This window comes from Chryseobacterium scophthalmum, from assembly GCF_900143185.1.
Taxonomy (GTDB): domain Bacteria; phylum Bacteroidota; class Bacteroidia; order Flavobacteriales; family Weeksellaceae; genus Chryseobacterium; species Chryseobacterium scophthalmum.
In genome coordinates this window covers 167,671-194,294 of sequence record NZ_FSRQ01000004.1, presented here as the reverse complement: position 1 = coordinate 194,294, position 26,624 = coordinate 167,671, and the positions used below count along the sequence as shown (strand labels likewise).

Here is a 26,624-nt window from a genome sequence, read left to right as displayed (position 1 = left end):
ATTTCGAATATTAATTCATGTTTTTTACCAAAATCCAGCCTGTATATTTTACAATAGCGTTTTGCTGACTGGGTTCCTTCCAAGATATTTCATACCAATAGCTTCCTGTGAGCATTTTTTTGTTGCTGGATTTTCCGTCCCATGTATAATTATTAAAAGCAGTTCCTTTGAAAACCTGATTTCCGTATCTGTCGTACACTGAAAAAGATAAATCTTTCTTGTACTTAAGGTCTGAATAAGAAATCTTATCATTAATATTATCTCCGTTTGGAGTAATTGCATTAATAATATTGATAAGCGTAAGCTCTACCTTTACAGGTTCACAGTTATAGGCATCTTTTACATAAAACGTATTCTGCCCGTTCGGAAGATTGGTAAATACATTAGAACTTTGCCAATTGATACCATTGATTGAATACGAATAAGGTGACTTTCCACCAATTGTGGTAATGGTTGCGGTGTTATTTTGAAGGTCAATGTTTTGAATAACAGGTTTCGGTGCTGCTTTTACCTCAACATCATAAGTGTTGAAACAACCATTATATTTTAATGTAACCGAATATTTTCCGACTCCTACATTAGAAAGAGTTTGTGTAGTTTCTCCTGTGCTCCATTCATAAGATTCGAAACCAGAACCAGCATCCAAAGTTGTTCTTTCATCAATACAGATTACTTTATCAGTAAGTAAACTCGGGATTTGTGGAGGCATTACCACTTCAAATACAGGAGTTGTCGCAGGAGGACACGTTCCTCCCACCGATACGGTAACCGTATAATTTCCTGCATGAGTCGGGCTGTATGTATTGGTTGTTGCTCCCGGAATTGGGTTTCCATTAAAATTCCACTGATAGGTTGCATAGCTGTCATCCACTTCCAGAATCATTCCCGGAATACAATTTCCATTAGTTTTAGCAATAACAGGAATGGAAGAAAATCCGGCGAAATACCCACCGTAACCAACAGCTTCATGACCTGCTGCAATACCTGCAGTTACCGCTTTTGTAGATTGTACTGTAATATTACCCGTGACATTTTCTACAGAGTAAGTTTGCCAATTTGGATTTCCTGTAACGGGATAAGGTCCCTGAATTCCTGACAATACTGTTCCATTCACAGATACTGTTGCACCAGATTCTGTAATAATATTGAGTCTGACTTTAGGATCAATAGCTGTAAAATAAGGTAACTTATTAATAAGACCTATTTCATCAATTTTTTTAGGAAGAAAACAGTTAACTGGCGGAATATAATTGGCTCCTCCAGTATTGTAATATGTTCCTGCACCACCTCCGGACATCAGCTGATAAACATAAATTTTCTTGGTGCTCTTGATTCGCATATTGTAATGCCCGCTGAAATTCTGACTGATAAAAGACGTAGATCCAATCCGGTAAAACTGTCCTTCATTCAGGGTAGCGATTGGAGTAGTTTCATCATTCACATAAACTTGGGTACCGTTTTCTGTAGCAACCACAACAGCGCCTTCCAACTCATAAGAAAGCGGTGCCATTCCTTTCATCAAAATATATTCATCACCCAATCGCTCTATAGGGATAGATTGATCCATGTAAATATCAAGTCCTCCTGCTCCATTTCCAATTAATGTATGCTGCCCGTTAAAATTTCCGTTGGTTACAGAAACCGGTTTATTAGCTACTATTTTTGCACCAATAAAACCTGTTAAATTGCCTGCAACATCTCCATTTCCCTCAATAACATAAGACTGTCCTTTGTTCAAAGTAAAAGTCATCGTGGGATTACTTGCTCCTATGGTTCCATTAGAAAACTTAACAGAAGAATTGTAGCCAGATATTGTTACTGTAGTATTATCTTCGGTAGCCAATATCCCGCTGGTAAAGTTAAAACTAGGATTAGTAACCGATAATGGTGCATATCCTGCATAAAATTTTGTTCCAATTCCCGCTTTACCTTTAGAGGTAAGAATTTCTCCATGCTTATCTACTGAAAATCTGAATGTACAGAAAAATGGTTTTTCCCCTTTTACATAAAGCCCTCTGCTGGTTATAGCGAATGCTCCCGACTGAAGGTTTGTCATCATAAAATCTTTAGGAATATCGTACAAAACAGGACTACCTTTACTAATTGTAACAGTTCCTAAAAGTATGTTGTTATTATAGATATTTACAGCAAAAGGAACTGTAGAATCTGTTGATAAAAACAAAGCCTGCTTATTGGTGTCGGTAAAATAACTTTGCTTCATTGGAGCAAACCAATGTTCGGTATCTCTTTGTGCCTTTACATAAAAGGAAAAAAAGAGAAGTATAAAAAATAATATCGTCTTCTTCATAATTTTTACAGTTAACAGTACTTTGTAATGATTAATTTTTGTTTTTCACTAGGATCCAGCCTGTATACTTTATAATAGCGTTTTGCTGGCTGGGCTCTTTCCAGGATATTTCGTACCAATAGCTTCCTGTGAGCATTTTTTTATTGCTGAATTTTCCGTCCCATGTATAGTTGTTGAAGGCAGTTCCTTTAAAAACCTGATTTCCATACCTGTCATACACTGAAAAAGACATATCTTTTTTATAAGCAAGATTTGCATAGGAAATCACATCGTTAATGTTATCTCCGTTTGGAGTAATCGCATTAATAATATTGATAAGTGTCATTTCTACCTGTATCGGTTCACAGTTGTAAGCATCTTTTACATAAAACTTATTCTGTCCGTTCGGAAGATTAGTAAACACATTAGAACTTTGCCAGTTAGTATTATTTATGGAATACCTATAAGGTGGTTTTCCTCCCTCTACTATCAATACAGTTTGATTGTAGTCAGAAGTAATTCTTTTAATCACAGGATGAGGCACCGGTTTTACAGAAACTTCCTTTTTGCTGAAACAACCGTTATATCCTAAAATAACCCAATAATTTCCTACTGCTACATTAGATATAGATTGTGTAGTTGCTCCCGTGCTCCATTCATAAGATTCAAAACCATAACCGGCATCTAAAGTTGTTCTTTCATCAATACAGATCACTTTATCGGTAAGTAAAGAAGGGATTTGTGGAGGCATTACCACCTCAAAAACAGGAGTTGTTGCAGGGGGACAAGTTCCTCCTGCCGATACAGTTGCTGTATAACTTCCTGCCTGAGTTGGGCTGTATGTATTGGTCGTTGCTCCAGGAATTGGATTTCCGTTAAAGTTCCATTGATAAGAAATATAGCTATCATCTACTTCCAAGATCATTCCCGGAATACAGTTTCCGTTCTTTTTAGCAATAACAGGAACAGAAGAGAACCCTGCATAATAACTACCGTAACCTACAGCACCATCACCTGCTGCAATACCTGCAGTCACTGCTTTTGTAGATTTCACTGTAATATTACCTGTGGCATTATTTACAGAATATGTTTGCCAGTTTGGATTTCCGGTAACAGGATAAGGCCCCTGAATTCCTGATAAAACAGTATTATTCACAGATACTGTTGCACCCGTTTCAGTAATGATATTTAGCTTAACAGTAGGCGTAAAAGTTGTATAATGAGGCATCACATCGATCATGCCTATTTCATCTATTTCCTTGGGAAGAAAGCAACTAAGTGGTGGGATGTAATTGGCTCCGCCGTTAAGGTCACTTTTTGAAAGAGTTCCTGCCATTAGCTGATAGACATAGATCCTTTTGGTACTTTTTATCCGCATGTTATAATGTCCGCTAAAATTCTGGCTGACATATCCTGTAGAGTTAATTCTATAAAATTGTCCCTCATTTAATGTAGCAATAGGAGCCGTTTCATCATTAAGATAAACTTGTGTATTATTTTCTGTTGCAACAACTACAGCACCTTCCGTATTTTCTGCTAAAAGGGCTACTCCTTTCATCAATATATATTCATCTCCCAATCGTTCTGCAGGAATAGACTGGTCCATATAAATATCCCCTCCGTTGTCATTTACATTAACTGTTTGACCATTAAAATTTCCGTTGGTAACTGTTATCGGTTTATTGGCAACTATTTTAGCTCCGATAAACCCTGTTTGATTTCCCGGAATATTTCCTATTCCTTCTATGATGTAAGACTGTCCTTTATTTAAAGTAAAAGTCATTGTTGGATGGGTTGCTCCTGTGTTTCCATTAGAAAACTGAACGGAAGGATCATAACCCGAAACGGTTACCGTTGTATTATCTTCTGTTGCTAAAATACCACCAGTAAAATTATACCCCCCTCCTAAAGCACTGATAGGGCAGTAAGCCGTATAAAATTTTGTCCCGATCGCTGCTTTTCCTTTGGATGTCAAAATTTCGGCGTGTGCTTTGGTTGAAAATCTAAACGTACAGAAAAAAGGTTTCTCTCCTTTTACATACAAACCTCTGTTGGTAACTTTGAATACGTCTGTCGGAGAATCTGCGATCATCAAATCCATAGGAATGTCGAATGACTGCGGATTTCCCTTGCTAATGGTTACTGTTCCAATCGCTGTGTTATTATTATAAATGGTAGCAGTAAAAGGCGTTCCCGAATCTGTCGATAAAAATAAAGCTTGTCTATCATTATTACGATTAAGCCTAGACATCATGGGTGCGAACCAATGTTCGGTATCTTTTTGCGAAAAAAGCAGATTGCTGGCAAAAAAGATCAATAAAAAAATAAACAAAAACTTTTTTGGTAAAGCATGCCATTGTTTTTTATGAGGAGAAATATTGGGGGAGATCATTGAATATTTTTGTTTTTATAAAAAAAGTGGATAGAGTTTTCGGCCATATTTAATTTTTGTTTTTGAGGTGTTGAAAATCTGCTCAAAAAGCGGTGAAAAAGATCACCGCTTTAAAATAGCAGAGGTCTAATTCTAATTTTTAACTGTTTTTATCGTTTTTGAACTCCCATTTTTCATGATGAGTTTCATTATATATATTCCGGAGGGGATTTGCTGTAATGAAATTGTTCTTGCATTTCCTTTTATCTCTTTTACTATTTTACCTGAAGCATCATAGATTGTTACAGACTGTAATGGAAGGTCTCCAGAAATAGTGATCTGGTCTTTAAAAGGATTAGGATAAACAGAAAGATCGTCTTTCGTCATCAACTCATGTACTCCTAAAGCGACAGTAGGTTCCCAAGACACATCATCATAATAATAGATCACGTTACCACCTTCACTGAATGTGGTGAATATGGCAAGCTTTGCATTAGCAGGAACTGTATTGGGTACAGGCACACTATATTCGCTTGCTCCCGCATAAGAGGTATTGGTGATATCAAGACTCTGGATCTGTACAAAAGAATTGATGTCTGCCGGATCTGTTACATAACCAATTTTCATTTTACCGGTATTCGCACTACAATACGCTCTGAATTTTAATGAATGAGTGCCTGCATTAATATTACTTAGCTCAGGCAAAATAGCCATTGATGATCCTGTAACTGGTCTCTGGAAAATCTGTTTAGTACCAGAATAACCACTTCCATATGCATTAAGATTTACGATGCCGCTTCCTGTAACCAATCTTCCCCAACAAGGAACATTGGTAATTAATCCATTATTGTATGCTTCGAAATTTTCAAAAAAAGAAGTTTGTGGCGCACACAGCGTCAGTACAGAACTGATATTTGACCAAGCACTTTGATCTGTTGCGTCACATCTTGATCTTACCCAAATATAATAGGTCGTTGCGGCATTCAATCCCTGTAATGTATAAGGGTTTGCTGTTGTTCCTGTTATATTCGGTACTGTAGTCGCAGTTGGAGGCGTGTTGTTTGTGCTGTAATAAATATCATATCCCATTGCTGGAGCAGGCGTGGGAACTGTCCAGCCAATATCTACACTCGCACTGGTTGTATTAGATAAAACAATATTAGTGGGTACAAAGCAAGTAGGTTTTGGCTCCCAATATACATTATCCCAATAGATTAACGTATTAGGTACACCGCCATGTCTTATTGCCAATCTTGCATTTGCAGGAACCGTATTTGGTACAATTACCGAATACTCGTATCCATCCATCGTAGTATTGTTTATACTTACAGACTGAATATTTACAAAAGTAGATGCATCTGTATCATTGGTTACATAACCCACAGCTAATATTCCTGTTCCGGTACTCACTTTAGCTTTAAATCTAAGCCAGTGCGTTCCTGCACTCACATTGCCGAAAGCCGGAAGAACCGCAATCACTGTATTGGCTGCACCATTGGCATATTGATACATTCCTTTAGAGTTGTTCACCCCAACTGTACCGGAAATATTTTGGGTGCCGTTTCCTAAAACAATTCTGTCCCAACAGTCTACATTGATCGATCCGTTTGCCGGAGCTTCGAAATTCTCAAACATAGACATTACAGGATCGCATTTTGTTTTAAATGTTCCCCTTAAAGACCAAGCGCTTTTATCTGAAGTACTGCAAACCGATCTTATATAGTAATAGTAAGTAGTAAACGATGCTAATCCACCGATTGGTGCAGAAGTCGTTGCACTGGTTCCTAATGCTGATGTTGAAGCAGTTGGAGGCGTTGCAGAAGATGAATAATAATATTCATATCCATTTCCTGGCGCAACAGCAGGAGAAGTCCAAGATAAAGTAGCCGTATTTGTTGTAATATTACCAGAAGCTAAAGCTGAAGGAACAAAGCAGGTCGGTGCAGCAGGTTCAATTTTTAAACTAAAGTCTACAAAGTTGCCATTATTACTGGTATTAGGACCACAAGGATTTGGCGAGGTATTAAGATTTGTTCCTGTCTGTACTCTTATTCTGTAAATTCCCGGTGCTTGAGCTATTGGAACAAAAAATTGATCATCAACCATTGAATAACCCGATACCCCTATTGGATTTTCATAGAAATCATTGAAATCTCCATTCGCATTCCAGTCTACCCATACAAGAGCTTTTGTTCCGCTTCCGGCAAAATCCAAATGTACATTTACAGTACCTCCTGGGTAAGAAGTTACCATCTCACCAGCAGAATTGTCTACATAAGCTTGGTATGCTGTTGCATTGTAATACAAAGCTCCCTGATCTGAAAAATGAGCATTTTTTAAATAATAGGTGGTTGATGTTCCAGCATTTGGAACACAATATGTCTGTGCTTTCACCGATAAAAACGGAAGAAGAAAAACCATCCAAAACAAGTAATATTTTTTCATATAATTAAATATTTAGAGTGTGAAATTTTGTTTTCTTAAAATTTATTTGGAGTAAAAAAGAAATTGTTGGCTTGGTATCTGATAAAAACTGCCATAAAAGCGGCGCTACTACTCGCCGCTATTTATGACAGAAGCAACATATTTACTTTTTAACTGCTTTTATAGTTTTAGAATTTCCATTCTTCATATTCAATTTTACCATATACACACCTGATATAAGATCGTGTAATGAAATTGTTTTTTCAGATCCTTTCAGTTGTTTAATCATTTTTCCTGAAAGATCATATACCATAACCGACTGCAATTCTACATCCCCAGAAATAGTAATGATATCGGTAAATGGATTCGGATAAATAACAACATCTTGTTTTGCAGAAATTTCGTTCACACCCAATGCAACCGTTGGTGCCCAAGAAATATCATCATAATAATAAATAAGATTTCCGCTGTCTGTATATATTGCTAATCTTGCTGTAGCAGGTACAGTATTAGGTACCTCTACACTATATTCACTTGCTGTTGCATAAGAAGTGTTTGTAATATTTAAACTCTGAATTAATACAAATGATGCAATATCTGTTGGATTCGTTACATACCCTACCTTCATCACTCCTGTATTTGCGCTGCAATATGCTCTAAACGTCAAAGAATGAGTTCCTGCGCTAATATTGCTCAATTCAGGAAGAATCGCCATAGCTGAAGCATTAAGTGGCCTCTGCATAATATGTTTAGTTCCAGAATATGCGCCTGTTCCATTAATATTTACACTCGCTATTCCTGTAACCAACCTACCCCAACATGTAGCATTCGTTATTAACCCAGTATTATAAGTATCAAAATTTTCAAAAAGATTTGTTTTTGGTGCACAAAGTGTTAATGCAGAGCTAATATTCGACCACAAACTTTGATCCGTTGTACTGCATCTTGATCTTACCCAAATATAATATGTCGTCGCAGAATTAAGACCTTGTATTGTATGAGAATTTGCAGTTATTCCTGTTAAATTAGGTACTGTTGTTCCTGTAGGAGGTGTATTACTTGTGCTGTAATAAATATCATAACCCATTGCAGGTGTAGGTGTAGAAGCCGTCCATGCAACATCTACCGTCGCACTGGTTACATTAGACAAGACAACATTAGTTGGCGCAAAGCAAGTTGCTTTTGGCTCCCAATATACATTATCCAAATACAGAATTGCAGTAGCTATACCGCCATGTCTTATCGCCAATCTTGCATTAACCGGCACGGTAGTTGGTATCAATACGGTGTATTCATAGCCATCAAACACTGTATTACTCATACTTAGTGATTGAATGTTAATAAATGATGCAGCATCGGTATCATTCGTCACATAACCAACATCCATTACTCCAGTTCCTGCATTGACCTTAGCTTTAAATCTCAACCAATGCGTTCCTGCGCTCACATTACTAAACTTCGGAAGTACCGCAATTACTGTATTAGCGGGTGAACTAGCACTTAGAGTCATTGTTTTTGTATTATTTACCCCACTGGAAGCAATACTATAGTAACCTGTGCCTAATACAATTCTATCCCAGCAATCTGCATTATATGCTCCGTTAGCAAGCAGATCAAAATTTTCAAACATTGCGGTTTGCGGATCACATTTTGTTTTAAATGTTCCTCGTAAAGACCATGCACTTTTATCTGAAACACTACAAACCGATCTTACATAGTAATAATAGGTAGTAAACGATGCCAATCCGCTAATAGATGCAGAAGTCGTTGTGCTGATTCCAGAAGCAGGTGTAGAAGCATCCGGTACCACATTTGACGAAGTATAATAATATTCGTAACCATTACCCGGAACCGTTGTCGGGGAATCCCAAGAAATAGTAGCAGTGTTGTTGGTTAAATTTGAAGATACTAATTTTGAAGGAACGAAACAAGTAGGTGTTGGATCGATTTTTAAACTAAAATCTACAAAATTACCGTTGGTATTAGGACCACAAGGATTTGATGTTGCAGAAAGAGTTGTCCCGGTCTGTACTCTTATTCTGTAAATTCCCGGTGCTTGAGCTGGCGGAATAAAGAATTGGTCATCAACAATTGAATAGCCAGATATTCCTATAGGATTTTCGTAGAAATCATTAAAATCTCCATTGCCATTCCAGTCTACCCAAACAAGAGCTTTGGTTCCACTTCCACCGAATTCCATATGTACTTTTACAGTTCCGCCCGGATAAGACGTTACCATCTGAGTTGCAGAATTGTTTACATATGCTTGATGCGAGGTTGCGTCGTAATACAAAGCTCCCTGATCCGAAAATATTGCATTTTTTAAATAATATGTGGTGGATGTTCCTGTAGTTGGTGTACAGTAAGTCTGTGCATCCAGCTTAAAAAAAGGAAGAAGTAAGATCATCCAAAAGAGATAATGTTTTCTCATTGTAGTTCTATTTTTAAAATTAAACATGTAATTAATAGCGTACAATTATTAAGCTTTTTTCACCTCTGCATTTTCTACTTTGTTCATCAAAATTTTAGAGTAAATCTAAATTTTCAGTCCGCTTAAAGATTTAAACAATATTAGTGTTATATTTGTCCTATATGAAAAAACAGGCTTGCAGAATTCATTGAATTTACAAGAATTAAAATCACAAAATACTAAAAACCAATATATTATAAAACAAAACAATCAAGAGACAGTTAATCGAAATCATCGTGAAAAACAAGACAGAAAACTATTTTAACTGTAAAAAAACTCTAAAAAATAATGTCTTTTTATTATTTTTAATGTTTCTATTTCCGCTATTTATCTGTGGGCAAAAAGGTCCGGATTTTAGTATTTTAACAGACAAATCTTTTCAGAAATTATATCAAAATCCGGAGGATTGCATCAGCTATTCGCAAAGCCTTTTAATCAGCGATAAAAATCTCGAGCATAAAATTGTTTTAAGAAATATCCTTTCACAAGCTTATGCGATGCAGGGAAATTATGTACAGTCGTTAAATATTTACAATCAGAAAGAAGAAGAAGAGAGCATTAAAAAAAATGGGCAATTGCACTTCATCCATCTCTTCAGTGAATACAGCCTTGCCGACCAATACCAAAATCTTGGACTCTACAATCAATCTAAAAAGATAATTTCCAATATTTTACAAAATCAAGATTTATTGAAAAGCCGAGATATGAAGATAAAAACTACAATTGCAAAATTGTATCAGCTTCAGTCGATCAACTTCGGAATTACAAGAAATTATCAGGAGGCCCTTCAAGACCTTAACACAAGCGATCAATATCTTACCGGACGCAATAAAGAAAATCTTATTTTAATCTGGGAAAATAAGATTTTCAGAGCTTCTTATCTCATTAAACAAAATAAATTGGAGAAAGCAAAAAAACTGCTTGATGAGGTTATTAATGAAGTGAAAAACAATGGAGATTATCCTTTTATTACAGCTTTTGCTTACGAAAACCTCTCTCATTATTATTTTCAGAAAGAAGATTATGATACTGCTATCAAAAGCTTAGAAAACGGACGTTTACAAATCGAAAACCTACCTTACAATAATATCAAAATCATTTTTTACGAATTATTTACAAAAAATTATTTAGCACTGAATAATAATGAAAAATATCATTATTACAACAATCTCTATACAGATCTGAAAGCAAAGCTGGATGCCAACAAAAAGGAAGGAATACAGTACATCGTAAAATTGGTAGAAACCTATAACAAAAAGAATTTTGAAATTCAGAAACAAAACAAAATAAGACAATTCAGAAATACATCCATCATTGTTCTATTTTTTGTTTTGGGAATTATCGCCTATTTTCTTTACGAATCACGAAGAAGTAAAGACCTGAAAAAACAACTTGCTTTTTTTGAAAAACAAAAAGAAAGAGAAAAATCTATACAGTTAAAAAATAAAATAGAGAAAGAACAGAAAAATACAGAAAAAGAATCTTCAAAAGTTTCAAAAGAAAAAGAAGACGAAATCTTACAAAAACTTCAAGAATGGGAACTGTCTGCCAATTTTTTAAGCAAAAATATGTCGATTTCTATTTTATCTGCACAAACAGAAATCAATACAAAATATCTTTCTGAGGTAATCAATAGCAATAAAGGGAAAAATTTTAACGCTTATATCAATGAATTAAGAATCAATCATATTGCCAGTTTATTAAAAAACGATCCGGCTTTTCTCAACTATAAAGTAAGCTATCTCGCAGAATATTCTGGATTTTCTTCACACGGAGCATTTACCAACGTATTCAAATCGGTTACTGGGATGTCGCCTAATCATTACATTCAGGAAATCATTAAAAACAAAAGATCATGAAGTTAGTTATTCACGTTTTTTTGCTGTCATTTTTACTCTGTACCATTTCTGTTTCAGGGCAAAAAACACCTGATGATTCATTAAGCATTATTATCAAGAAAGCCAACCAGGAAATTTACAATAATCCTGATAATGTAATTAAAATCGGAGAAAAATTACTTAAGAAGGAAAAAGATACCAAGAAATTAATCCGAATCTATCTGCTTCTATCTACTGCCGGATTTGCTAAAAGAGATTTTGACGAATCATTAAAATATATCTATAAAGCTAGAGAACTGGCAAAAAAAACCAATGATCCCAAAATACAAACTTCCGTTTTGATGACGGCTGCAATGCAGTTTCAGCAAATGGATCTTTTGAGCAAAAGTATTGAAACACTCGACGAAGTAGACAAATATCTGGCTGAACTTCCGGAAGATCTTTCTTTAAAACATTTTGAAACTGCCAAAAGTTTTGCCTTAAGAGGTATGATTTATAAAAGCCAGGCAAACCCTGAAATTGCTCTTCAGGAGTTTTTAATTGCTATTAAAAACTTTAAAAAAGTTCCGGATCAAAAAACAACCTTTTATAACCAAAGTATTGTTTATTATAATATTGGAGCATGTTACATGATGATTAACGAATCTAAGAATGCTCAAAAAGCCTTTCAAAAATCAATCGACTTTGCCCGTTCCATCAAAGCCAATAGCTTGGAAGCTTTTGCCCTGAAAGGAATGTCTGAAATACCAAAAGAAAAACACCAAAACCAAGCTGCTTTGGATCTTTTGTTACAGGCAGAAAAACTCAGTAAAAACATCGGAGATCTTACCCTTAATGAAGGAATTCATAGAGAAATGGCTGATAATTATCTGGCAATGGGAAAGCAAAATCTTTATCAAGTTTATAGCAAAAAATATCTCGAAACTCGTCTCAAAAGAGAGCAAAACGAATTAAGCTCTATCAATCACGCTCTTGATATTCATAATTTTGAATCTCAGAAAAAAAGTAAAGATATGATTACCCATTATCATTTTCTTATTTGGGCTGCTGTGTTATCGGGAGTCATTATTTTTGGATTCTTCTTCTATTTTGTATTAAAAATCAGAAAACGCAACCAAAGAGATCAGGAAGAAATTAAAAAACTTTTTAGTTTTTAAAAATCACTAAACGATAATATCATGCAAAAAAACTTTCTGTTGGGAGATTTTTTGTTATTTTCATAAATGTGGTTTCGGGGCATCATAGCGAATAAAAAACACTTTGAAATATCGTTTTCTCTCGAAAATATCCAGTTATAAATTGATGTGTTTTTTATTTTTCTGAGATTGGAAATTCAACATAACTATCATTATACCATTTTATTTCCAAAGGTTCTTTGGCATCGGCTATTGTTTCTTCGCTTACATCTTTTCCTGTACCGTAGTTGATTTGCCCATCAGGATTCTTTCTAATACCTAAAATTATAATCAATTTACTTCCTTTGTCAATTTTTCTACTAGTAAAAAAAGTGTTGTGTACAGGTATTGTTTCTATTTTCCCCGGGTTTAGTAATTTTCTTTTTGTATTATCTTTTGTATAACTTGCTCTGGCATAATATTCATGAGATAATTTAAAATATTTTCCTGAAGGTAATTTTTCATACGCACTAATGGTGATATCCATATCCTTTTTGTTAATGGCAGCTTTTACTTTACCTGTAATACTACCGTTAATTTCAAAAGAAGTATCAAAAGCATCACTTTCAAAAACAATCTTGTCTTTTAAGTCGGCTTTATTTATGAGACTATCAAGTATTTTTTCATCATCAAAATTTTGTAAAGTATCTTCTCTTTTACGGAAATCTATTGTTTGAGAAATAAAATCAAGATTAGATTTTGATGCTTGCAGTTTGGTTTTATTTAAATATAGTTTCAGTTTTTTATTGCTGATCTTATCTATGGATGATGCACTTTTCCACTGATTCGTTCCCATTACCTGATAATTGACTTTATCTTTTAAAAACTCGGGCTTTTTTTGACCTTTCAAAATATAATCAAACCACTGAAGAGAAATTTCTTTTAAATCAATATTTGCCACAGAGTCTATTTTATATCCTTTATATTCTTCCGATGGCGCTCCCGAAACTGCTTCATTGTGTCCATAAGGACCGATCACAAAATAATGATTTGCATTTTTATTGTATTTAAGATGATTATCATAATAATACATAGCTCCTCTTTGGTCAACATCATAATATCCTGTAACTGTTAAAACCGGAATATTAATTTTGGTAAAATCTCGTTTGTATGGGAGTTTAGATTGCCAATAACTGTCAAATGAAGGATGTTTTAGCCATGTTTGAAAAACGGAATTTGTTTTACCATATATACTGTCTAGTTTATTAAAAGCAACTCCTGTTTTATAATAAGTATTATAAACAGAAAGCCATTTTTTCTCATTCTCAAAAATGTCGAAATCTGTTTTTTTCTTTACATGAGTTAACCATCGTAACATATATGGACTAAAACAATTATTAAACATCGGAAAATCGATTCCAAAGCCTACAGAAGCTGCAGGAATAATAGTTTTTAAAGCCGGATGCAGATTTTTTGTTGCCGCCCATTGACTGAAACCATCATAACTTCCTCCAATCATGCCAACTTTTCCATCACTCCAAGTTTGCTTGGTAATCCAGTCTATTACTTCATTCACATCTTCAACTTCAAACTCAAACGGATTAATTTCATCTTTACTTAAATAAATACCTCTACTAAAAGCATATATAATATTATACCCTCTGTCTGCATTTATCTTTGCTGCAGAAATAAAATAATCATTATTACCTATATAAGTTGAAAAATGTAAAATAGAGGGTTTTGGGCGCTTTATTTTTTTATCAAACACATAGAAAAGGGTAATCTCATTTCCTTTTTTTGTTTTTACGACAACGCTATCTTTTACAAAAAATTCTTCATTCTCTAATTTTTTTAAAAGAGGAATGGCTGTCGAAAAAGTTTCACTAATCAGAGTATGATAATTAAAATGTTTACAAAGTAAGACTGCATTTTTTATAGATATGCTATCTTGCATAATACTGTCTTTTAAAATTTTTTGAACTTCTTTTTTACTAAACCCTTCTTTGAATTTAAACGATTCGGGGATAAGTTGCTTTGCCAATAAAGGCAATTTTTGATAATTTTTTGTGAAAATCTGTTCATAGTTTGACGTAAAATTACCGGAATTGGATATTTGTTTTGCTAAAATATATTGTTCAAATTGAAATCCAACCGTTTTTGCGTAGTACGGATAAGAATTTACATATGGATATCTTATTTTATTTAGTGTATTTATTGCACCATCATAGTCCTTATTTAGCACTTGAAGCCTGAAATAATTATCAGCATATTTAAGAGAATCCTTTTCTGTATATACTTTAATAAGCTTCTTACTAAGTGTAATTAACTTAGTTTCAAATTCTGGATTTCCCAAGTCTACTTTTTCAAAGTATAGCTTTTGAGAATGAAAAAAATTTATAAAAAGTAAAAAAAAGACATTTAAAAACAGGGAAATTCTACTCATATTAACTAATACCTAATAAATAACATTATTACTAATAACAACAGTAGTTTTAGATAGCTAGCTTATCAAAATCCATATCACCACTTCTTATAAAGTTTAATTTTGTTATTTGATTTTTTTTTAAAGATATATTTTTTTTTCAGACTTATTTTGTTTTTTTTTAATTTTTCAATGTTTATTTAAAATAAATCTTAGCTCAAGGCTGCCGAATTAGTTCTTAATTTATAGTGCTATTTTCACCCTTAAAGTACACAAAATAAAAAAGCTTTAAAACAAATGTTTTAAAGCTTTTTATGCGATCCGGACGGGACTCGAACCCGCGACCTCCGCCGTGACAGGGCGGCATTCTAACCAGCTGAACTACCGGATCTTTTACAACTTCCAGAAGTATCTTCCGTTATTGTGGTTGCAAAAATACAATTTTTTAATAATTCTGCAAACTTTTAGAAATAAAAAATGCTTCCCAAAACGGAAAGCATTCATTATCAAAGCGATTTTTTTATAAGTGTGCGCTTAATTTCTCAGCAATTACCTCTTTTGGAGTTACACCAACCAATTTATCTACTACTTCACCGTTCTTGAAAATAAGAACTGTAGGGATATTTCTGATTCCGTATTGCATAGAAATTTCCTGGTTGTTATCCACGTCTACTTTTCCTACGACAGCTTTACCTTCAAAATCTGTTGCAACTTCTTCGATGATTGGTCCTAAAGTTCTGCACGGTCCGCACCATACTGCCCAAAAGTCTACCAATACCGGTTTGTCTGATTTTAAAACCGTTTCCTGAAACGAGCTATCCGTAATTTCTAAAGCCATTTTTTTATCTTTTAATTATTAATATTCTTTCTTATTTTTCTAATTCAAAATTACTACTTTAAAATGAAAAGCCTATCTATGCTCAACATTTGTATTTTCTATAACAAAATCTTTAGAAATCTCTTTTAAAGCAGTCACAAAAGTATCAATATCATCTTTTGTCGTCATGTGGCTGAAAGAGACACGCAAAGGTGTACAATCATCCATTTCATCCTCAGAAAGTACCATCATCATTACCATAGAAGGTTTTGATGCTCCCGAAGAACATGCACTTCCTTGTGATACAGCAATTCCTTTCATATCAAGCTGTAATCCGATTAAAGGATTTTTGTAAGGAAGTAAAAGACTTACGACAGTATACAAACTGTTATCTGCTTCAGAACTTCTACCGTTAAACTTCACTCCCGGAATTTCTGCGGAAACTCTGTCAATTGTGTATTGTTTAATAGTCTGCATGTGTTCTGTATAAGCTTCCATATTATTTAATGAAAGCTCCAGGGCTTTTCCTAAACCTGCAATACCGGCAACATTTTCTGTTCCTGCTCTCAAGCTTCTTTCTTGAGGACCACCTGTAATAATTCCTTTTAAACCACTCGATTTTCTGATAAATGCGAAACCAATTCCTTTCGGACCATGAAATTTATGAGCACTGCAAGATGCAAAATCAACAGGAATATCTGAGAAATCAAGATTCATGTGCGCCATCGTCTGAACGGTATCAGAATGGAAAAGTGCATTGTTTTCTTTGCAAAGCTGAGCAATTTTCTTAACATCAACGATATTTCCGATTTCGTTATTGGCATGCATTAAGCTCACCAATGTTTTTTTATCTGAATTTTTAAGTAGCTCTTCTAATTTAGCCAAATCAATATCTCCCTTTTCATTAGGACGAATATAAGCAACATCTACTCCTTTTCTATTTTTCATATCCAGAATACTCTCAGAAACACATTTGTGCTCCATAGGAGAGCTTATGATTCTTTCAATACCAAGATGTTCAACACTTGATTTGATAATCATATTATTAGATTCTGTACCACAAGAGGTAAAAATAATCTCAGCCGGAGTTACATGTAGATAATCTGCAACCTGCCTTCTTACATTTTCTATAAGAATCTTCGCTTCCTGACCAAAACTGTGAGTTGAAGAAGGATTTCCGAAATTCATTTTCATCGTATCAACCATCGCATCGATTACTTCTTCTGAAAGAGGCGTTGTAGCAGCGTTATCTAAATATATTTTATTCATTTTTTATTTTGAAGATTTTAATTGTACTGAAGTGAATTGATAATTTGAAGGAACTGTAAAGATAAACCAAGGATTTGAAAGCACCTGAATTTCCATTCCGCCAGATTCATACATCGGAACTTCTACATACAACACATTATCTTTTACAGAAATACTTTTTATTTCTCTTATGGTATGATCACCAGATCTGAATGAACCTAGATTATACACAACTACCTTCTTACCAACCGGAAATGCAGGATATTTCATCACAGGCTCAGTTCCTACTTCTACAAGAGAAGTTCCCTGTTTAGATTGTATTACATTCTGAAATTCCTGTTCATTTTTGATGATTACAAAGCCGGGCTGTTCGGTTCCACCTTGCGACTCAGACTTTATAATTTCAGCTTTACTCTGCATATCTTCAGATTTTTGTGCAATTGTGCTTGTGCAACTCATTAGGGTTGCAAAACAAAAAATCAGCAGTTTATTCATTTTACTTTTATTAATCCTTCAAAATTAATGAAAAAATTGGTAATGACCCTCATTTGCCCATTTCAGCATCGGTTTATCTCCCGACGTATCTCCGAACGCTATGATTTTATCGTACTTACTGTCTGAAATTTCTTTTTTTATACGCTCCAATTTTTCTAAACCGTTGCAGTTTTTGCCTATAAAATTGCCTGTAAAAATCCCATTTTTGAACTCTGCCTTTGTAGAAACAAGATTCATCTGTAATTTTTCTGCAAAAGGTTTAGCCCAAATATCAAGAGAAGCTGTCACCATAAGACTTTGTGTATTTTCTCTATCTATATTTTTAATGAATTCTAAAGCATTTTCTCTAACGATTTTAGGATAATTTTCCTCAAAAAATTGTTTCGATTTCTCCTCAATTTTAGATTGAAGCTGACCTTTCAACACAGAACCGATGAAGCTTTTCTTTACTTTTTCAGTCTCTGCTAATTTTAATTTTAATAAAATAAAAAGCGGAATATGCTTCAAAAACTGCACCCGGAACTTGGATGGATTATAAAATTTAAGATACATAAACATCGTATCTTTATAGGTAATAGTTCCGTCAAAATCAAAACAATACAATTTTTTCATGCTACAGTTAAAGCTTTAATTTTTTAAATATAAATTCAGGGATATTTCTGATGATCATCATAATAACGCCCCAAATCGGTAAAACGTATGCAACATTCTTTTGTTTTTTGAAAGCCTTGTAAATACATTCAGCCGCTTGTTTCGGAGTTGCTGTTAATTTAGGATTTAATGGTAAACCTTCGGTCATTTTTGTTGCCATAAAACCGGGTTTCACCGTTAAAACATGAACCTTTTTTTCAAAAAGATAATTTCTAAGACCGCTCAAATAAGCTGTAAAAGCCGCTTTTGCACTTCCGTAAATAAAATTACTCTGTCTACCGCGATCACCCGCAACCGACGAAAGACCAATGATTGTTCCAGATCTTCTGCTTTCAAATTTCTGTGCAAAATAATTAATTACAGGAACCAGTTTTGAATAATTAATATCAATAATCCGTTCTGTATTTTTATTGTCATAAAGGCCATCTTCGGTACTTTCACCCAAATATCCGGTCGCACAGAACAAAACATTAGAATTGACATGATCGAAATCAAAATAATTAATTTCTTTTGTTAAATCAAGCTCAATGATTTCAGATTGCTGCAAAAATTTCACATCGATATGTTTTGCAAAACGTTCTGTTGCTTCTTTGTTTGAGGTAAAAAGATAAATCCTTTCATATTTTTCGCCTTCCTGCAAAGCTTTTTCCACAAAAGCCTGCGCTACTTCAGAGGTACTTCCGAGAACTATCATTTTTACTTATTATTTAAGATTCTTTTGTGCTGTAAAGACACAAATTTCGAACTTTCTACATTTTTAAGATAATCGGTCAGCGAAGATTTGCTCATGCTGTCTTTGGTAAGATAAATTCTCCCACCGAATTCCTGCACGGTTTGATCTAATTGTTCGACCAGTTTTTTCAGCTTAGAATTTACCTTAAAATCTAACGCAAGAGTATATCCCTCAATTGGAAAAGAATTGTATGCTTCAGGATTATTTTTTCCGAATAATTTTAAGACAGCAAGGAAAGAACCGTTTCCGCTGTTGGCAATGGTTTCAAGAATTTTTTTCATTCCTTCTTTTCCATTTTCCTTTGGAATCACCATTTGATACTGAATAAAACCTGATTTACCGTAGATTTTATTCCAATCATTAATCGCATCCAGCGGATAGAAATATGTTTCGTAATCGATAAAATTCTTCACCTCTTTTTTGGTCTGTCTTTTAAAATATAACAGATTAAAAAGCTTTACAGTAAGAGCATTCAAAACAAATCCCGGAAAATAAAACGGTACAGTCGGAGAAAACTTTTTCTTTAATCGTAAAGGATTTTTAGAAAACTTTTGAGGAAGTTCGTGCGCAAAAGCATGTTCACCTCTCATCAAAATACTTCTTCCGATATCTTTTCCTTTTTGTAAACAATCGATCCAGGCAACAGTGTAAGTCCAGCTTTCGCTTTCATCAAACAATCTGAATATTTCGTCTAAATTTTCAGCTTTAATACTTTCCTGACGAATGTAGGCTGTTTCTATATTTTTAAGCTTAAATCGAGCCGAAAGAATAATTCCTGTAAGTCCCATTCCACCGATTGTTGCATAGAATTTTTCGGAATTTTCTTCTTTTGAACAGATAATAATGTCGCCATTTTCTGTCATCAATTTAAAATCGATCACATATTCTGAAAAGCAACCTTCAGAATGATGATTTTTCCCATGAACATCAGATGCAATAGCACCACCAATTGAAATAAATTTTGTTCCAGGCGTTACATAAAGAAAATATCCTTGCGGAACTGATATTTCTAAAACATCAGACAGCAAAATACCCGATTCACATTCTATAATTCCGTTTAAACGGTCAAAACTGATGAATTTATTTAATTTTTTAGTGGAAAAAATACTTTCGCCCAATGAGGCATCACCATAACATCTTCCGTTTCCTCTTGCAATAACCTCGTTATGATTCTGTACGAATTCTTTAATCTTTCTGAAGCTGTCTTCCGACTTCATCTCTTTTTCCACAATAGGAAAATTGCCCCAGTTAGTAACTTTTTGTATGAAATTTGGCTTCATAATTACAGTAAATTAAAATTAATAATACTGTGCTTAAAATAAATCAATATTAAAAACGAGATCACCCACAAAACCAAAGTAATCTGAATATACCGATCCCGGTATAAAATTTTTGTTGGAGATTCTGTACGATTATAAACCAATGTCTGCTGCAAATATCTTAGAAATGCAAAAACAACAAATATTACGGTATAAAAAATACTCGAGTGAGATTTGAGCTGCACTTCGGGAGAAAGTGTAAACATAAGATAACAAACTATTGCTAAAGTTACAGAAATAGAAAGTGCAATGTCTGCAAATTGTACATTATAACCATCTAAAGATTTTCTGGTCTTCCCTGAAATCTGTGCATTAATAAGCTCTCCTCTGCGTTTTCCTATTGCTAAAACCAATGCCAAAACAAAGGTCAGTAAAGTCGCCCACTGCGAAATAAAAATTCCTGTAATGTAACCTCCTGCCTGTACACGAAGGACGAAACCTATAGCAATGATAAAAATATCAATAATCGGAACATGCTTCAACTTGAATGTATACGCAAGATTCATCACAAAATAAAATGCGATAATGAAAGCAAATTTCCAGATTGGACGATGAAAATAAAATTGTGCGAATAAAATAAGAGCTACATCCACAATCATTAAACCAATCAGAATGCTTATTGCTGTTTTCTTTGAAACAGCTCCGCTTGCAAGCGGACGTCTTCTTTTTTCGGGGTGTTTTTGGTCTGCTTCAATATCGTTATAATCATTAAGAATATAAACAACACCTGCAGCCAGAGAAAATATGATGAATGCAAAAATACTTTTACTAAGTAAATCTAGGTTTTTAACATTACCCGAGAAAAAAAGCGGAACAAATACAAAAAGATTTTTTACCCATTGTTCTACCCGAAGGAGTTTTAAATATTTCTTCATTAATGTGGTTTCGATTGCAAAAATAACGATTTATGATAAAAAAATCAGGTATAAAAATACAAAAAAACCGCCAAAGCGGTTTAAGAAATAATATTTATATGTTAAATAACTATTGACCTTGTTGTGCGTCGTTAATCATTTTTTCATTTGCTGTAATTGCAAACTCTACTCTTCTGTTTTTAGCTCTTCCTGCATCTGTATCGTTTGAAGCAACCGGCATAGATTCTCCTTCACCTAAAGCGAACAATCTGCTTGATGCAATTCCTTTAGTCATCAAATAAGATTTTACAGAATTAGCTCTTCTTTCAGATAGTCTTTGGTTGTAATCATCTGCTCCTTTGCTGTCAGTATGCCCGTAAATATTGATGTTTGTATCAGGATTATCTACTAAAACTTTCGTTAATTTATCTAAGTTTGTTTTGGCAAGTGCTGTAAGATCTGAAGAATCAAATGCAAAAGTTACAATACTTTCGTTCATTGTAATCTTAATACCGTCTCCTACTCTTTCTACTTCTGCACCAGGTAAAGTTTCTTTGATATCTTTTGCCTGCTTATCCATTTTGTTACCGATAACGTTACCAGCAACACCACCGATAATACCTCCTAAAACAGCTCCTAATGCTGCGTTTTTACCTTTTCCAACATTATTTCCTAATATCCCACCAATTACCGCTCCTGAAGCAACTCCGGCTGCAGTACCTCTTTGTTGGTGATTAGAATTTTGCACTGCTTCACAACTTGTTAACAACAAAGCTGATGATAAGAATAATGCTGCTATATATGTTTTATTAAATTTCATTTTAAAATATTTTTATTAATTATTTAGTGTAGTCCATTCCTGTTCTTTCGAAGTTGTAAACAACTCTGATATTATTTCCGTCGAATGGCACATTTTGTTCTAAAGAAAACTGGTCTGTTGAATTATTAATTACAGTTAAAGTATATCCTGCTGTATTTTGTTTAGCTTTTGTACCGTCTGCAATTTTTTTAAAGGTAAAAGTATCTCCTTTAATATCAACTTTTATTGCCTGAATTACACTTGGGCAAGAACCACCTCCGTTTAATGTATAAGAGCCAGAATAGTTATTGGGAATAAATCTCCAGTGACTTCCTACAAAACATTGTGCATCTGCGCCTTCATCAAAAGGCTTGATTTTGTACTGCTTATCGTAATTGATGCTTACAATCTGCCAATCGCCTTTCATTTTAAGAAATTCTGATCTTACATTTTGTGCATCTTTAGCTTTGTTTACTGTGGAACAAGACACTGCAAAAAGTGAGGTTCCCACTATACCTGCAAGTAGTAACTTTTTCATATTGTAGTTTTATTATTTTAACATTAAAGATAATACAAAAAACCATGCCAAATTTTACTTTATTCAAAAAAATAAAGCCTGAAAAAACTCAGGCTCTATTTAAATTATATTCAATCTATCTGATTGTTATCTCTTTACAGACTTCTTAGCAGGTCTCGCTTTTTTTATCGTTTTTGTTTTTACAGTATTCGATTTTCCATCGTAGAAATTATTATATGCATACTCTGCAGCTTTTTTCACGTCGATTACTCCACCTGCCTGAGATTTTTCTCCGAATTCATTTTCAGTACTTGCATTGCTTGTTTTTACTAAAGCTTCAATAATCTGTGCAGGTTTAAGGTTTGGCATATAAGCCAATAATACCGCTGCTGCTCCTGCGGCTACAGGTGAAGCCATAGAAGTTCCTTGCTGATAACTGTATTCGTTCGTAGGAACCGTAGAATAAATCTCTTCTCCCGGTGCAAATACATTCACCATTTTTTTATTGTAATTTGAGAAATCAGCTCTTAATTCGTTATTTCTGTTGGTACTTGCTCCCACAACCATAACATTATTTACGAAAGGAGCGTCGTCTGTAATATTTTTAAAATTGGTAGGATAAGCCAAGTGTTCTGCAACGTCTTCGTTTTCGTTTCCGGCAGCTTTTACTAGAAGAACACCTTTATCCTGAGCATATTGAAATGCATCCCAAACTACGTTTTTACCCGGCGAAACAGGTTTTCCGAAACTCATATTTAAAATTTTCGCTCCGTTATCTACTGCATATCTTATTGCATTAGCAACATCTTTATCTCTCTCATCTCCGTTAGGAACCGTTCTTACAGACATAATTTTTGCAACTCTTGATGCAACTCCGTACTGTACTTCTTTTCCTTGTGGTAAACCTGCAATAATTCCTGAAACATGCGTTCCATGCTCTGCATCCGGACCTTGGTAATGATTATTTCCATAATTTTTTTCAGAATAATCATCATAATTATCACCTACAATTTCTGCTCTTGGGTCATAATTAAGATCGTATTGTTTAGCCATCGGACCAAAGTGATCTAAAGCTCCTTTAACCTCTTCTTTAAGCTTAGGTTCTATTTCTGCTGCTGATTTTCCTGCAAATTCAGGACTTTTAGCAATATTACTAAGAATTTCTAATGCTACAGCTTCCAACTGAGTAGAAGGTTTTTTATTTTTAAGAGTTTCAGCAGTTAATGGCTGTCCTCCTAAAATCGTAGCCATTGATGGAATAGATTCGTTAATCATCGTATAACGCTGAAAACTCTGTCTTGCATCAATACTTTTTTTAGTGAAAAGCTCTTTCGATTTCATATACAATGCAAATTCTTCCGGCATTTTTGCCTGATTTGCTTTGTTTTGAGTAGAATTGTCGCCTTCAAAAACAGGTTTGTATTTTGCTACAACTCTGGTAACTTCCATATTATCTATACCGATATCACCATTTTTTCCGCCAATAAAATTCCATCCGTGAACATCGTCAATGTAGCCATTTCCGTCATCGTCTTTACCGTTGTTTGGAACTTCATTAGGATTTGTCCACATATTTTTCACCAATCCAGGATGATCTACCTGAACTCCGCTATCCAAAACACCAACAACTACCGTTTTAGGTTTTAAACCTTTCGATTCTAAAAATTTGTATGCATTTTCAGTATTAACACCATAAACTTTTGTCGTCGCAAAATCTTTATGATACCAAGTCATTAAGTCTTTGTTTTCTTTTGGATCAACTGCAGGAGTTTGCTGAGCTGATGAATAAGTAAAGCCTGCTAAAAAAACTGCGGCTAATATTACCTTTTTCATATGTAGAATTTATTTATTAATTTAATAATCATCTGTAAAAGCAATATTCATAGGCATTTCACCAATTCTACAGCTTCGTTTGATTATAATTTTTTAATATTTTTAATATAAGTCATCGATTCCGGGCCTTTGTTACAAATAAGATCCACAATCGATAAGTCATGCAAAAATCCTAGTTTATCTGAGAATGTCTGAAAATATTCAGCCATTTCGTATTCTGAAGTCTTTTTTGCAGAAAACTTTTCTCTGAAATTAACCTCTTCAGGATTTTTGATATATTCTTCATTCAAAGAGTATGCCTTTTCTGTCTTTAGAAGATTTTGAACGATTTCTATACTTTTTAAATTGAAATCTAACAGAAATTTTTCTTTCTTTTCAAATAGCTTTTCTAATTTGTCCTCATAGTATTCAAAATATGGCGAACCTTGATATACTGTTTTAATAGATTTCCAGTGAATTTTTTGCCAATCTTCGCGGTAAGACATTTCCGTATCTTTGAATTCACGATTTCCATTATGAACAATTGGGATAATTAATGAAAGTCTGCCGTTGGCTCCATAAATATTGGTACGATTTCTAAAAGTCTGTTTAGGAAAACTTTCAAACTGTTCAAACACCACTTCATTTTCAACATTCAAAAATTCTGAAAACCATGAAATAGGGGGTAAATAAAATACCGGTAATAATATATTCTGCATAACTATTATATAGAAAAATGAAGCATTTTTTCAAACACTTCATTTTATTTATTTTTAAATTTTAATTATATCTCGTCTTCTTTTTTCTTCTTTCCGAATAATTTCATAAAATATTCCCAGCCAAAGAAAAGAACAAGTATCATTGCTGCAATCCACCAATACGAAGTTTTGTTGGCTTCTCCTGTATTGGTTGCTTTAAACATTCTGTCCCAACGGATTTTGAATGGAGCCTGATAAGATGAGCTTGAATCTTTAAAAGCTCCCTGTAAACTCATCCAGGTAAACATCGGTCTTCCAACAATATTTTCTTCAGGAACAAAACCAAAGAATCTCGCATCTAAAGAAGCATCTCTGTTGTCTCCCACCATCATATAATAATCCTGTTGAATAGTATATTGATTGGTTTCTTTTCCGTTGATGAAAATTTTTCCGTTTTTATTTTCTAACGAATTATGTTCGTAGTTTTTAATAATCCACTGATATTCCGGTAACGTTTGCTGATTAACAGTAACTACATCACCTTTTTTAGGAATTTTTAGCGGACCGTATTGATCCTGATTCCATCCGCTATTAATTGGGAAAATAGAATTCGTGGTATCAATTTTAGTTCTTGTTTCATCACGATATGCAATCGCTGATTCTCCTTTTGGCTGAATATGCTCCTGCATATCAATTACCTGAGGAAGTTTTTTAATTTCCGCAGCTGTTTTTGCAGTTAACCCTTGAAAATAATATACAAATCCTCCTTTTTCATTCTGTCCTTCCTGAACGGGTAAAAATCCAAATGTATTATATAAACTTGGAATATCTAACTGACTTCCTGTGTTTACAATATATCTGTGCTGAACTTCCTGATCTCCTAAAACAGTTTCCGGTTTTCCGTTAACGAAAAGTCTACCATCTCTCATTTCAAAAGTATCGCCTGCAACAGCAACTAATCTTTTTACATAAGGATCTGCTCTGTCTAGTGAAACATGCACAGAATCTCTTGGATAGTTGAAAACGACAATATCATTTCTCTGAGGTTTGCTGAATTGGAAAATTCTTTCGTAAGGTAATTTTATTCCTTCAACATATGATTTAGGATCGTCTTTAGGATTTCCTGGTTCACCGGTATCCATTATTGTTCCTTGTAAGAAAGGAATGGCTACAGGACGCATAGGCAATCTGTAACCGTAGCTCCATTTATTTACAAAAAGGAAATCTCCAACCAATAAAGTTCTTTCCATTGAACCGGTAGGAATTCCGAAAGGTTGTGTTACAAAAACGTGGATGATCGTTGCAAAAACAACCGCAAAAGTGATTGATCCCATAAAGGTATCTTTCTTTTTTGCGTTTTTCTCTTCTTCCGTTAGATACAAATCATTTTCGTCTTCAATCTCGGTATCTTTAGAGTAGTTTACCGTTGCCATATAGATAAACGGCAAAATCACAGTCAATAACTGATCTTTGAATAGATTTTTCCCGAATTTCTTCATTAAATACAAATGAAAAACACTCATCATAATAGGACCTACAATTGGTAAATATGATAAGATTGCCCACCATTTCGGGTGTTTCGTTTCTTTAAGAATAATGAAATAATTATAGAAAGGGATAAATGCGAATAACGGACTATACCCTAATTTCTTAAACAGCTTCCAAGTGGAAATCCCCATCAATACTGATAAAATGAGAACATAAACTGTGTACGTTAAAAAATAATTCATAAATTTTTGTGCCTAATCTGTAAT

19 protein-coding genes and 1 tRNA gene are annotated in these 26,624 nt (G+C 34.1%); 2 read left to right on the top strand and 18 right to left on the bottom strand.

The window, feature by feature from the left end:
• Positions 1 to 10: 10 nt before the first annotated feature.
• From BUR17_RS17565 to BUR17_RS17550, 4 genes are all read right to left on the bottom strand, one after another.
• Entirely contained in the window at positions 11 to 2,308 is a 2,298-nt protein-coding gene (locus tag BUR17_RS17565) for a T9SS type B sorting domain-containing protein (RefSeq protein WP_074231884.1), read from the bottom strand.
• A gap of 31 nt (positions 2,309 to 2,339) precedes the next feature.
• Entirely contained in the window at positions 2,340 to 4,541 is a 2,202-nt protein-coding gene (locus tag BUR17_RS17560) for a T9SS type B sorting domain-containing protein (protein ID WP_084550766.1), read from the bottom strand.
• Positions 4,542 to 4,811: 270 nt separating this feature from the next.
• Complete coding sequence (locus BUR17_RS17555) at positions 4,812 to 7,103, bottom strand: T9SS type A sorting domain-containing protein (protein ID WP_074231882.1); 2,292 nt, start codon at positions 7,101 to 7,103, stop codon at positions 4,812 to 4,814.
• A gap of 142 nt (positions 7,104 to 7,245) precedes the next feature.
• A complete protein-coding gene (locus BUR17_RS17550) occupies positions 7,246 to 9,513 on the bottom strand; it encodes a fibronectin type III domain-containing protein (RefSeq protein WP_159437612.1) in 2,268 nt (755 codons plus the stop codon).
• A gap of 275 nt (positions 9,514 to 9,788) precedes the next feature.
• Here BUR17_RS17550 and BUR17_RS17545 point away from each other — a divergent pair, with 275 nt between their 5' ends.
• Complete coding sequence (locus BUR17_RS17545) at positions 9,789 to 11,411, top strand: helix-turn-helix domain-containing protein (RefSeq protein WP_228418830.1); 1,623 nt, start codon at positions 9,789 to 9,791, stop codon at positions 11,409 to 11,411.
• Positions 11,408 to 12,547: a tetratricopeptide repeat protein gene (locus BUR17_RS17540; RefSeq protein WP_074231879.1), complete on the top strand. Its 1,140-nt coding sequence runs from the start codon at positions 11,408 to 11,410 to the stop codon at positions 12,545 to 12,547. Before BUR17_RS17545 ends, BUR17_RS17540 begins: the two co-directional genes overlap by 4 nt.
• Positions 12,548 to 12,701: 154 nt before the next feature.
• On the opposite strand, the gene BUR17_RS17535 is transcribed toward BUR17_RS17540, so the two are convergent.
• From BUR17_RS17535 to lepB, 14 genes are all read right to left on the bottom strand, one after another.
• A complete protein-coding gene (locus BUR17_RS17535) occupies positions 12,702 to 14,858 on the bottom strand; it encodes a CocE/NonD family hydrolase (RefSeq protein ID WP_159437611.1) in 2,157 nt (718 codons plus the stop codon).
• Between the two features lie 386 nt (positions 14,859 to 15,244).
• Positions 15,245 to 15,318 (bottom strand) — tRNA-Asp (locus BUR17_RS17530).
• A gap of 129 nt (positions 15,319 to 15,447) precedes the next feature.
• Positions 15,448 to 15,765: a thioredoxin gene (gene trxA, locus BUR17_RS17525; RefSeq protein WP_034682284.1), complete on the bottom strand. Its 318-nt coding sequence runs from the start codon at positions 15,763 to 15,765 to the stop codon at positions 15,448 to 15,450.
• 72 nt (positions 15,766 to 15,837) lie between these two features.
• Complete coding sequence (locus BUR17_RS17520) at positions 15,838 to 17,013, bottom strand: cysteine desulfurase family protein (RefSeq protein WP_074231877.1); 1,176 nt, start codon at positions 17,011 to 17,013, stop codon at positions 15,838 to 15,840.
• 3 nt (positions 17,014 to 17,016) lie between these two features.
• Entirely contained in the window at positions 17,017 to 17,487 is a 471-nt protein-coding gene (locus BUR17_RS17515; protein WP_074231876.1) for a hypothetical protein, read from the bottom strand.
• 24 nt (positions 17,488 to 17,511) lie between these two features.
• Positions 17,512 to 18,099 carry an HAD-IB family hydrolase gene (locus BUR17_RS17510; RefSeq protein WP_074231875.1) on the bottom strand — a complete coding sequence of 196 codons (588 nt, stop codon included), beginning with the start codon at positions 18,097 to 18,099 and terminating at the stop codon, positions 17,512 to 17,514.
• 7 nt (positions 18,100 to 18,106) lie between these two features.
• Positions 18,107 to 18,832: an SDR family NAD(P)-dependent oxidoreductase gene (locus BUR17_RS17505; protein ID WP_074231874.1), complete on the bottom strand. Its 726-nt coding sequence runs from the start codon at positions 18,830 to 18,832 to the stop codon at positions 18,107 to 18,109.
• 2 nt (positions 18,833 to 18,834) lie between these two features.
• The gene (locus tag BUR17_RS17500; protein WP_074231873.1) at positions 18,835 to 20,151 is read right to left on the bottom strand and encodes an FAD-binding oxidoreductase; all 1,317 of its coding nucleotides are present in this window, start codon (positions 20,149 to 20,151) and stop codon (positions 18,835 to 18,837) included.
• 2 nt (positions 20,152 to 20,153) lie between these two features.
• Complete coding sequence (locus tag BUR17_RS17495; RefSeq protein ID WP_074231872.1) at positions 20,154 to 21,065, bottom strand: UbiA prenyltransferase family protein; 912 nt, start codon at positions 21,063 to 21,065, stop codon at positions 20,154 to 20,156.
• Between the two features lie 109 nt (positions 21,066 to 21,174).
• Positions 21,175 to 21,864 (bottom strand): OmpA family protein, encoded by a 690-nt coding sequence (locus BUR17_RS17490; RefSeq protein WP_074231871.1) that lies wholly within the window; start codon positions 21,862 to 21,864, stop codon positions 21,175 to 21,177.
• A 19-nt stretch (positions 21,865 to 21,883) separates the two neighbouring features.
• The gene (locus BUR17_RS17485) at positions 21,884 to 22,381 is read right to left on the bottom strand and encodes a lipocalin family protein (protein ID WP_074231870.1); all 498 of its coding nucleotides are present in this window, start codon (positions 22,379 to 22,381) and stop codon (positions 21,884 to 21,886) included.
• Between the two features lie 126 nt (positions 22,382 to 22,507).
• Positions 22,508 to 24,193: a S8 family serine peptidase gene (locus BUR17_RS17480; protein ID WP_074231869.1), complete on the bottom strand. Its 1,686-nt coding sequence runs from the start codon at positions 24,191 to 24,193 to the stop codon at positions 22,508 to 22,510.
• An 83-nt stretch (positions 24,194 to 24,276) separates the two neighbouring features.
• Entirely contained in the window at positions 24,277 to 24,891 is a 615-nt protein-coding gene (locus tag BUR17_RS17475; protein ID WP_074231868.1) for a WbqC family protein, read from the bottom strand.
• A gap of 65 nt (positions 24,892 to 24,956) precedes the next feature.
• Complete coding sequence (gene lepB, locus BUR17_RS17470) at positions 24,957 to 26,600, bottom strand: signal peptidase I (RefSeq protein ID WP_074231867.1); 1,644 nt, start codon at positions 26,598 to 26,600, stop codon at positions 24,957 to 24,959.
• Positions 26,601 to 26,624 lie beyond the last annotated feature (24 nt).

Bases quoted from the DNA above. Each gene is read 5' to 3' on its own strand.
- BUR17_RS17520 (WP_074231877.1), bottom strand. From the start codon at position 17,013: ATGAATAAAATATATTTAGATAACGCTGCTACAACGCCTCTTTCAGAA.
- BUR17_RS17495 (WP_074231872.1), bottom strand. From the start codon at position 21,065: ATGAAGAAATATTTAAAACTCCTTCGGGTAGAACAATGGGTAAAAAAT.
- trxA (WP_034682284.1), bottom strand. From the start codon at position 15,765: ATGGCTTTAGAAATTACGGATAGCTCGTTTCAGGAAACGGTTTTAAAA.
- BUR17_RS17485 (WP_074231870.1), bottom strand. From the start codon at position 22,381: ATGAAAAAGTTACTACTTGCAGGTATAGTGGGAACCTCACTTTTTGCA.
- BUR17_RS17475 (WP_074231868.1), bottom strand. From the start codon at position 24,891: ATGCAGAATATATTATTACCGGTATTTTATTTACCCCCTATTTCATGG.
- BUR17_RS17500 (WP_074231873.1), bottom strand. From the start codon at position 20,151: ATGAAGCCAAATTTCATACAAAAAGTTACTAACTGGGGCAATTTTCCT.
- BUR17_RS17490 (WP_074231871.1), bottom strand. From the start codon at position 21,864: ATGAAATTTAATAAAACATATATAGCAGCATTATTCTTATCATCAGCT.
- BUR17_RS17505 (WP_074231874.1), bottom strand. From the start codon at position 18,832: ATGATAGTTCTCGGAAGTACCTCTGAAGTAGCGCAGGCTTTTGTGGAA.
- BUR17_RS17560 (WP_084550766.1), bottom strand. From the start codon at position 4,541: ATGATGTCTAGGCTTAATCGTAATAATGATAGACAAGCTTTATTTTTA.
- lepB (WP_074231867.1), bottom strand. From the start codon at position 26,600: ATGAATTATTTTTTAACGTACACAGTTTATGTTCTCATTTTATCAGTA.
- BUR17_RS17515 (WP_074231876.1), bottom strand. From the start codon at position 17,487: ATGAATAAACTGCTGATTTTTTGTTTTGCAACCCTAATGAGTTGCACA.
- BUR17_RS17555 (WP_074231882.1), bottom strand. From the start codon at position 7,103: ATGAAAAAATATTACTTGTTTTGGATGGTTTTTCTTCTTCCGTTTTTA.
- BUR17_RS17540 (WP_074231879.1), top strand. From the start codon at position 11,408: ATGAAGTTAGTTATTCACGTTTTTTTGCTGTCATTTTTACTCTGTACC.
- BUR17_RS17510 (WP_074231875.1), bottom strand. From the start codon at position 18,099: ATGAAAAAATTGTATTGTTTTGATTTTGACGGAACTATTACCTATAAA.
- BUR17_RS17565 (WP_074231884.1), bottom strand. From the start codon at position 2,308: ATGAAGAAGACGATATTATTTTTTATACTTCTCTTTTTTTCCTTTTAT.
- BUR17_RS17550 (WP_159437612.1), bottom strand. From the start codon at position 9,513: ATGAGAAAACATTATCTCTTTTGGATGATCTTACTTCTTCCTTTTTTT.
- BUR17_RS17480 (WP_074231869.1), bottom strand. From the start codon at position 24,193: ATGAAAAAGGTAATATTAGCCGCAGTTTTTTTAGCAGGCTTTACTTAT.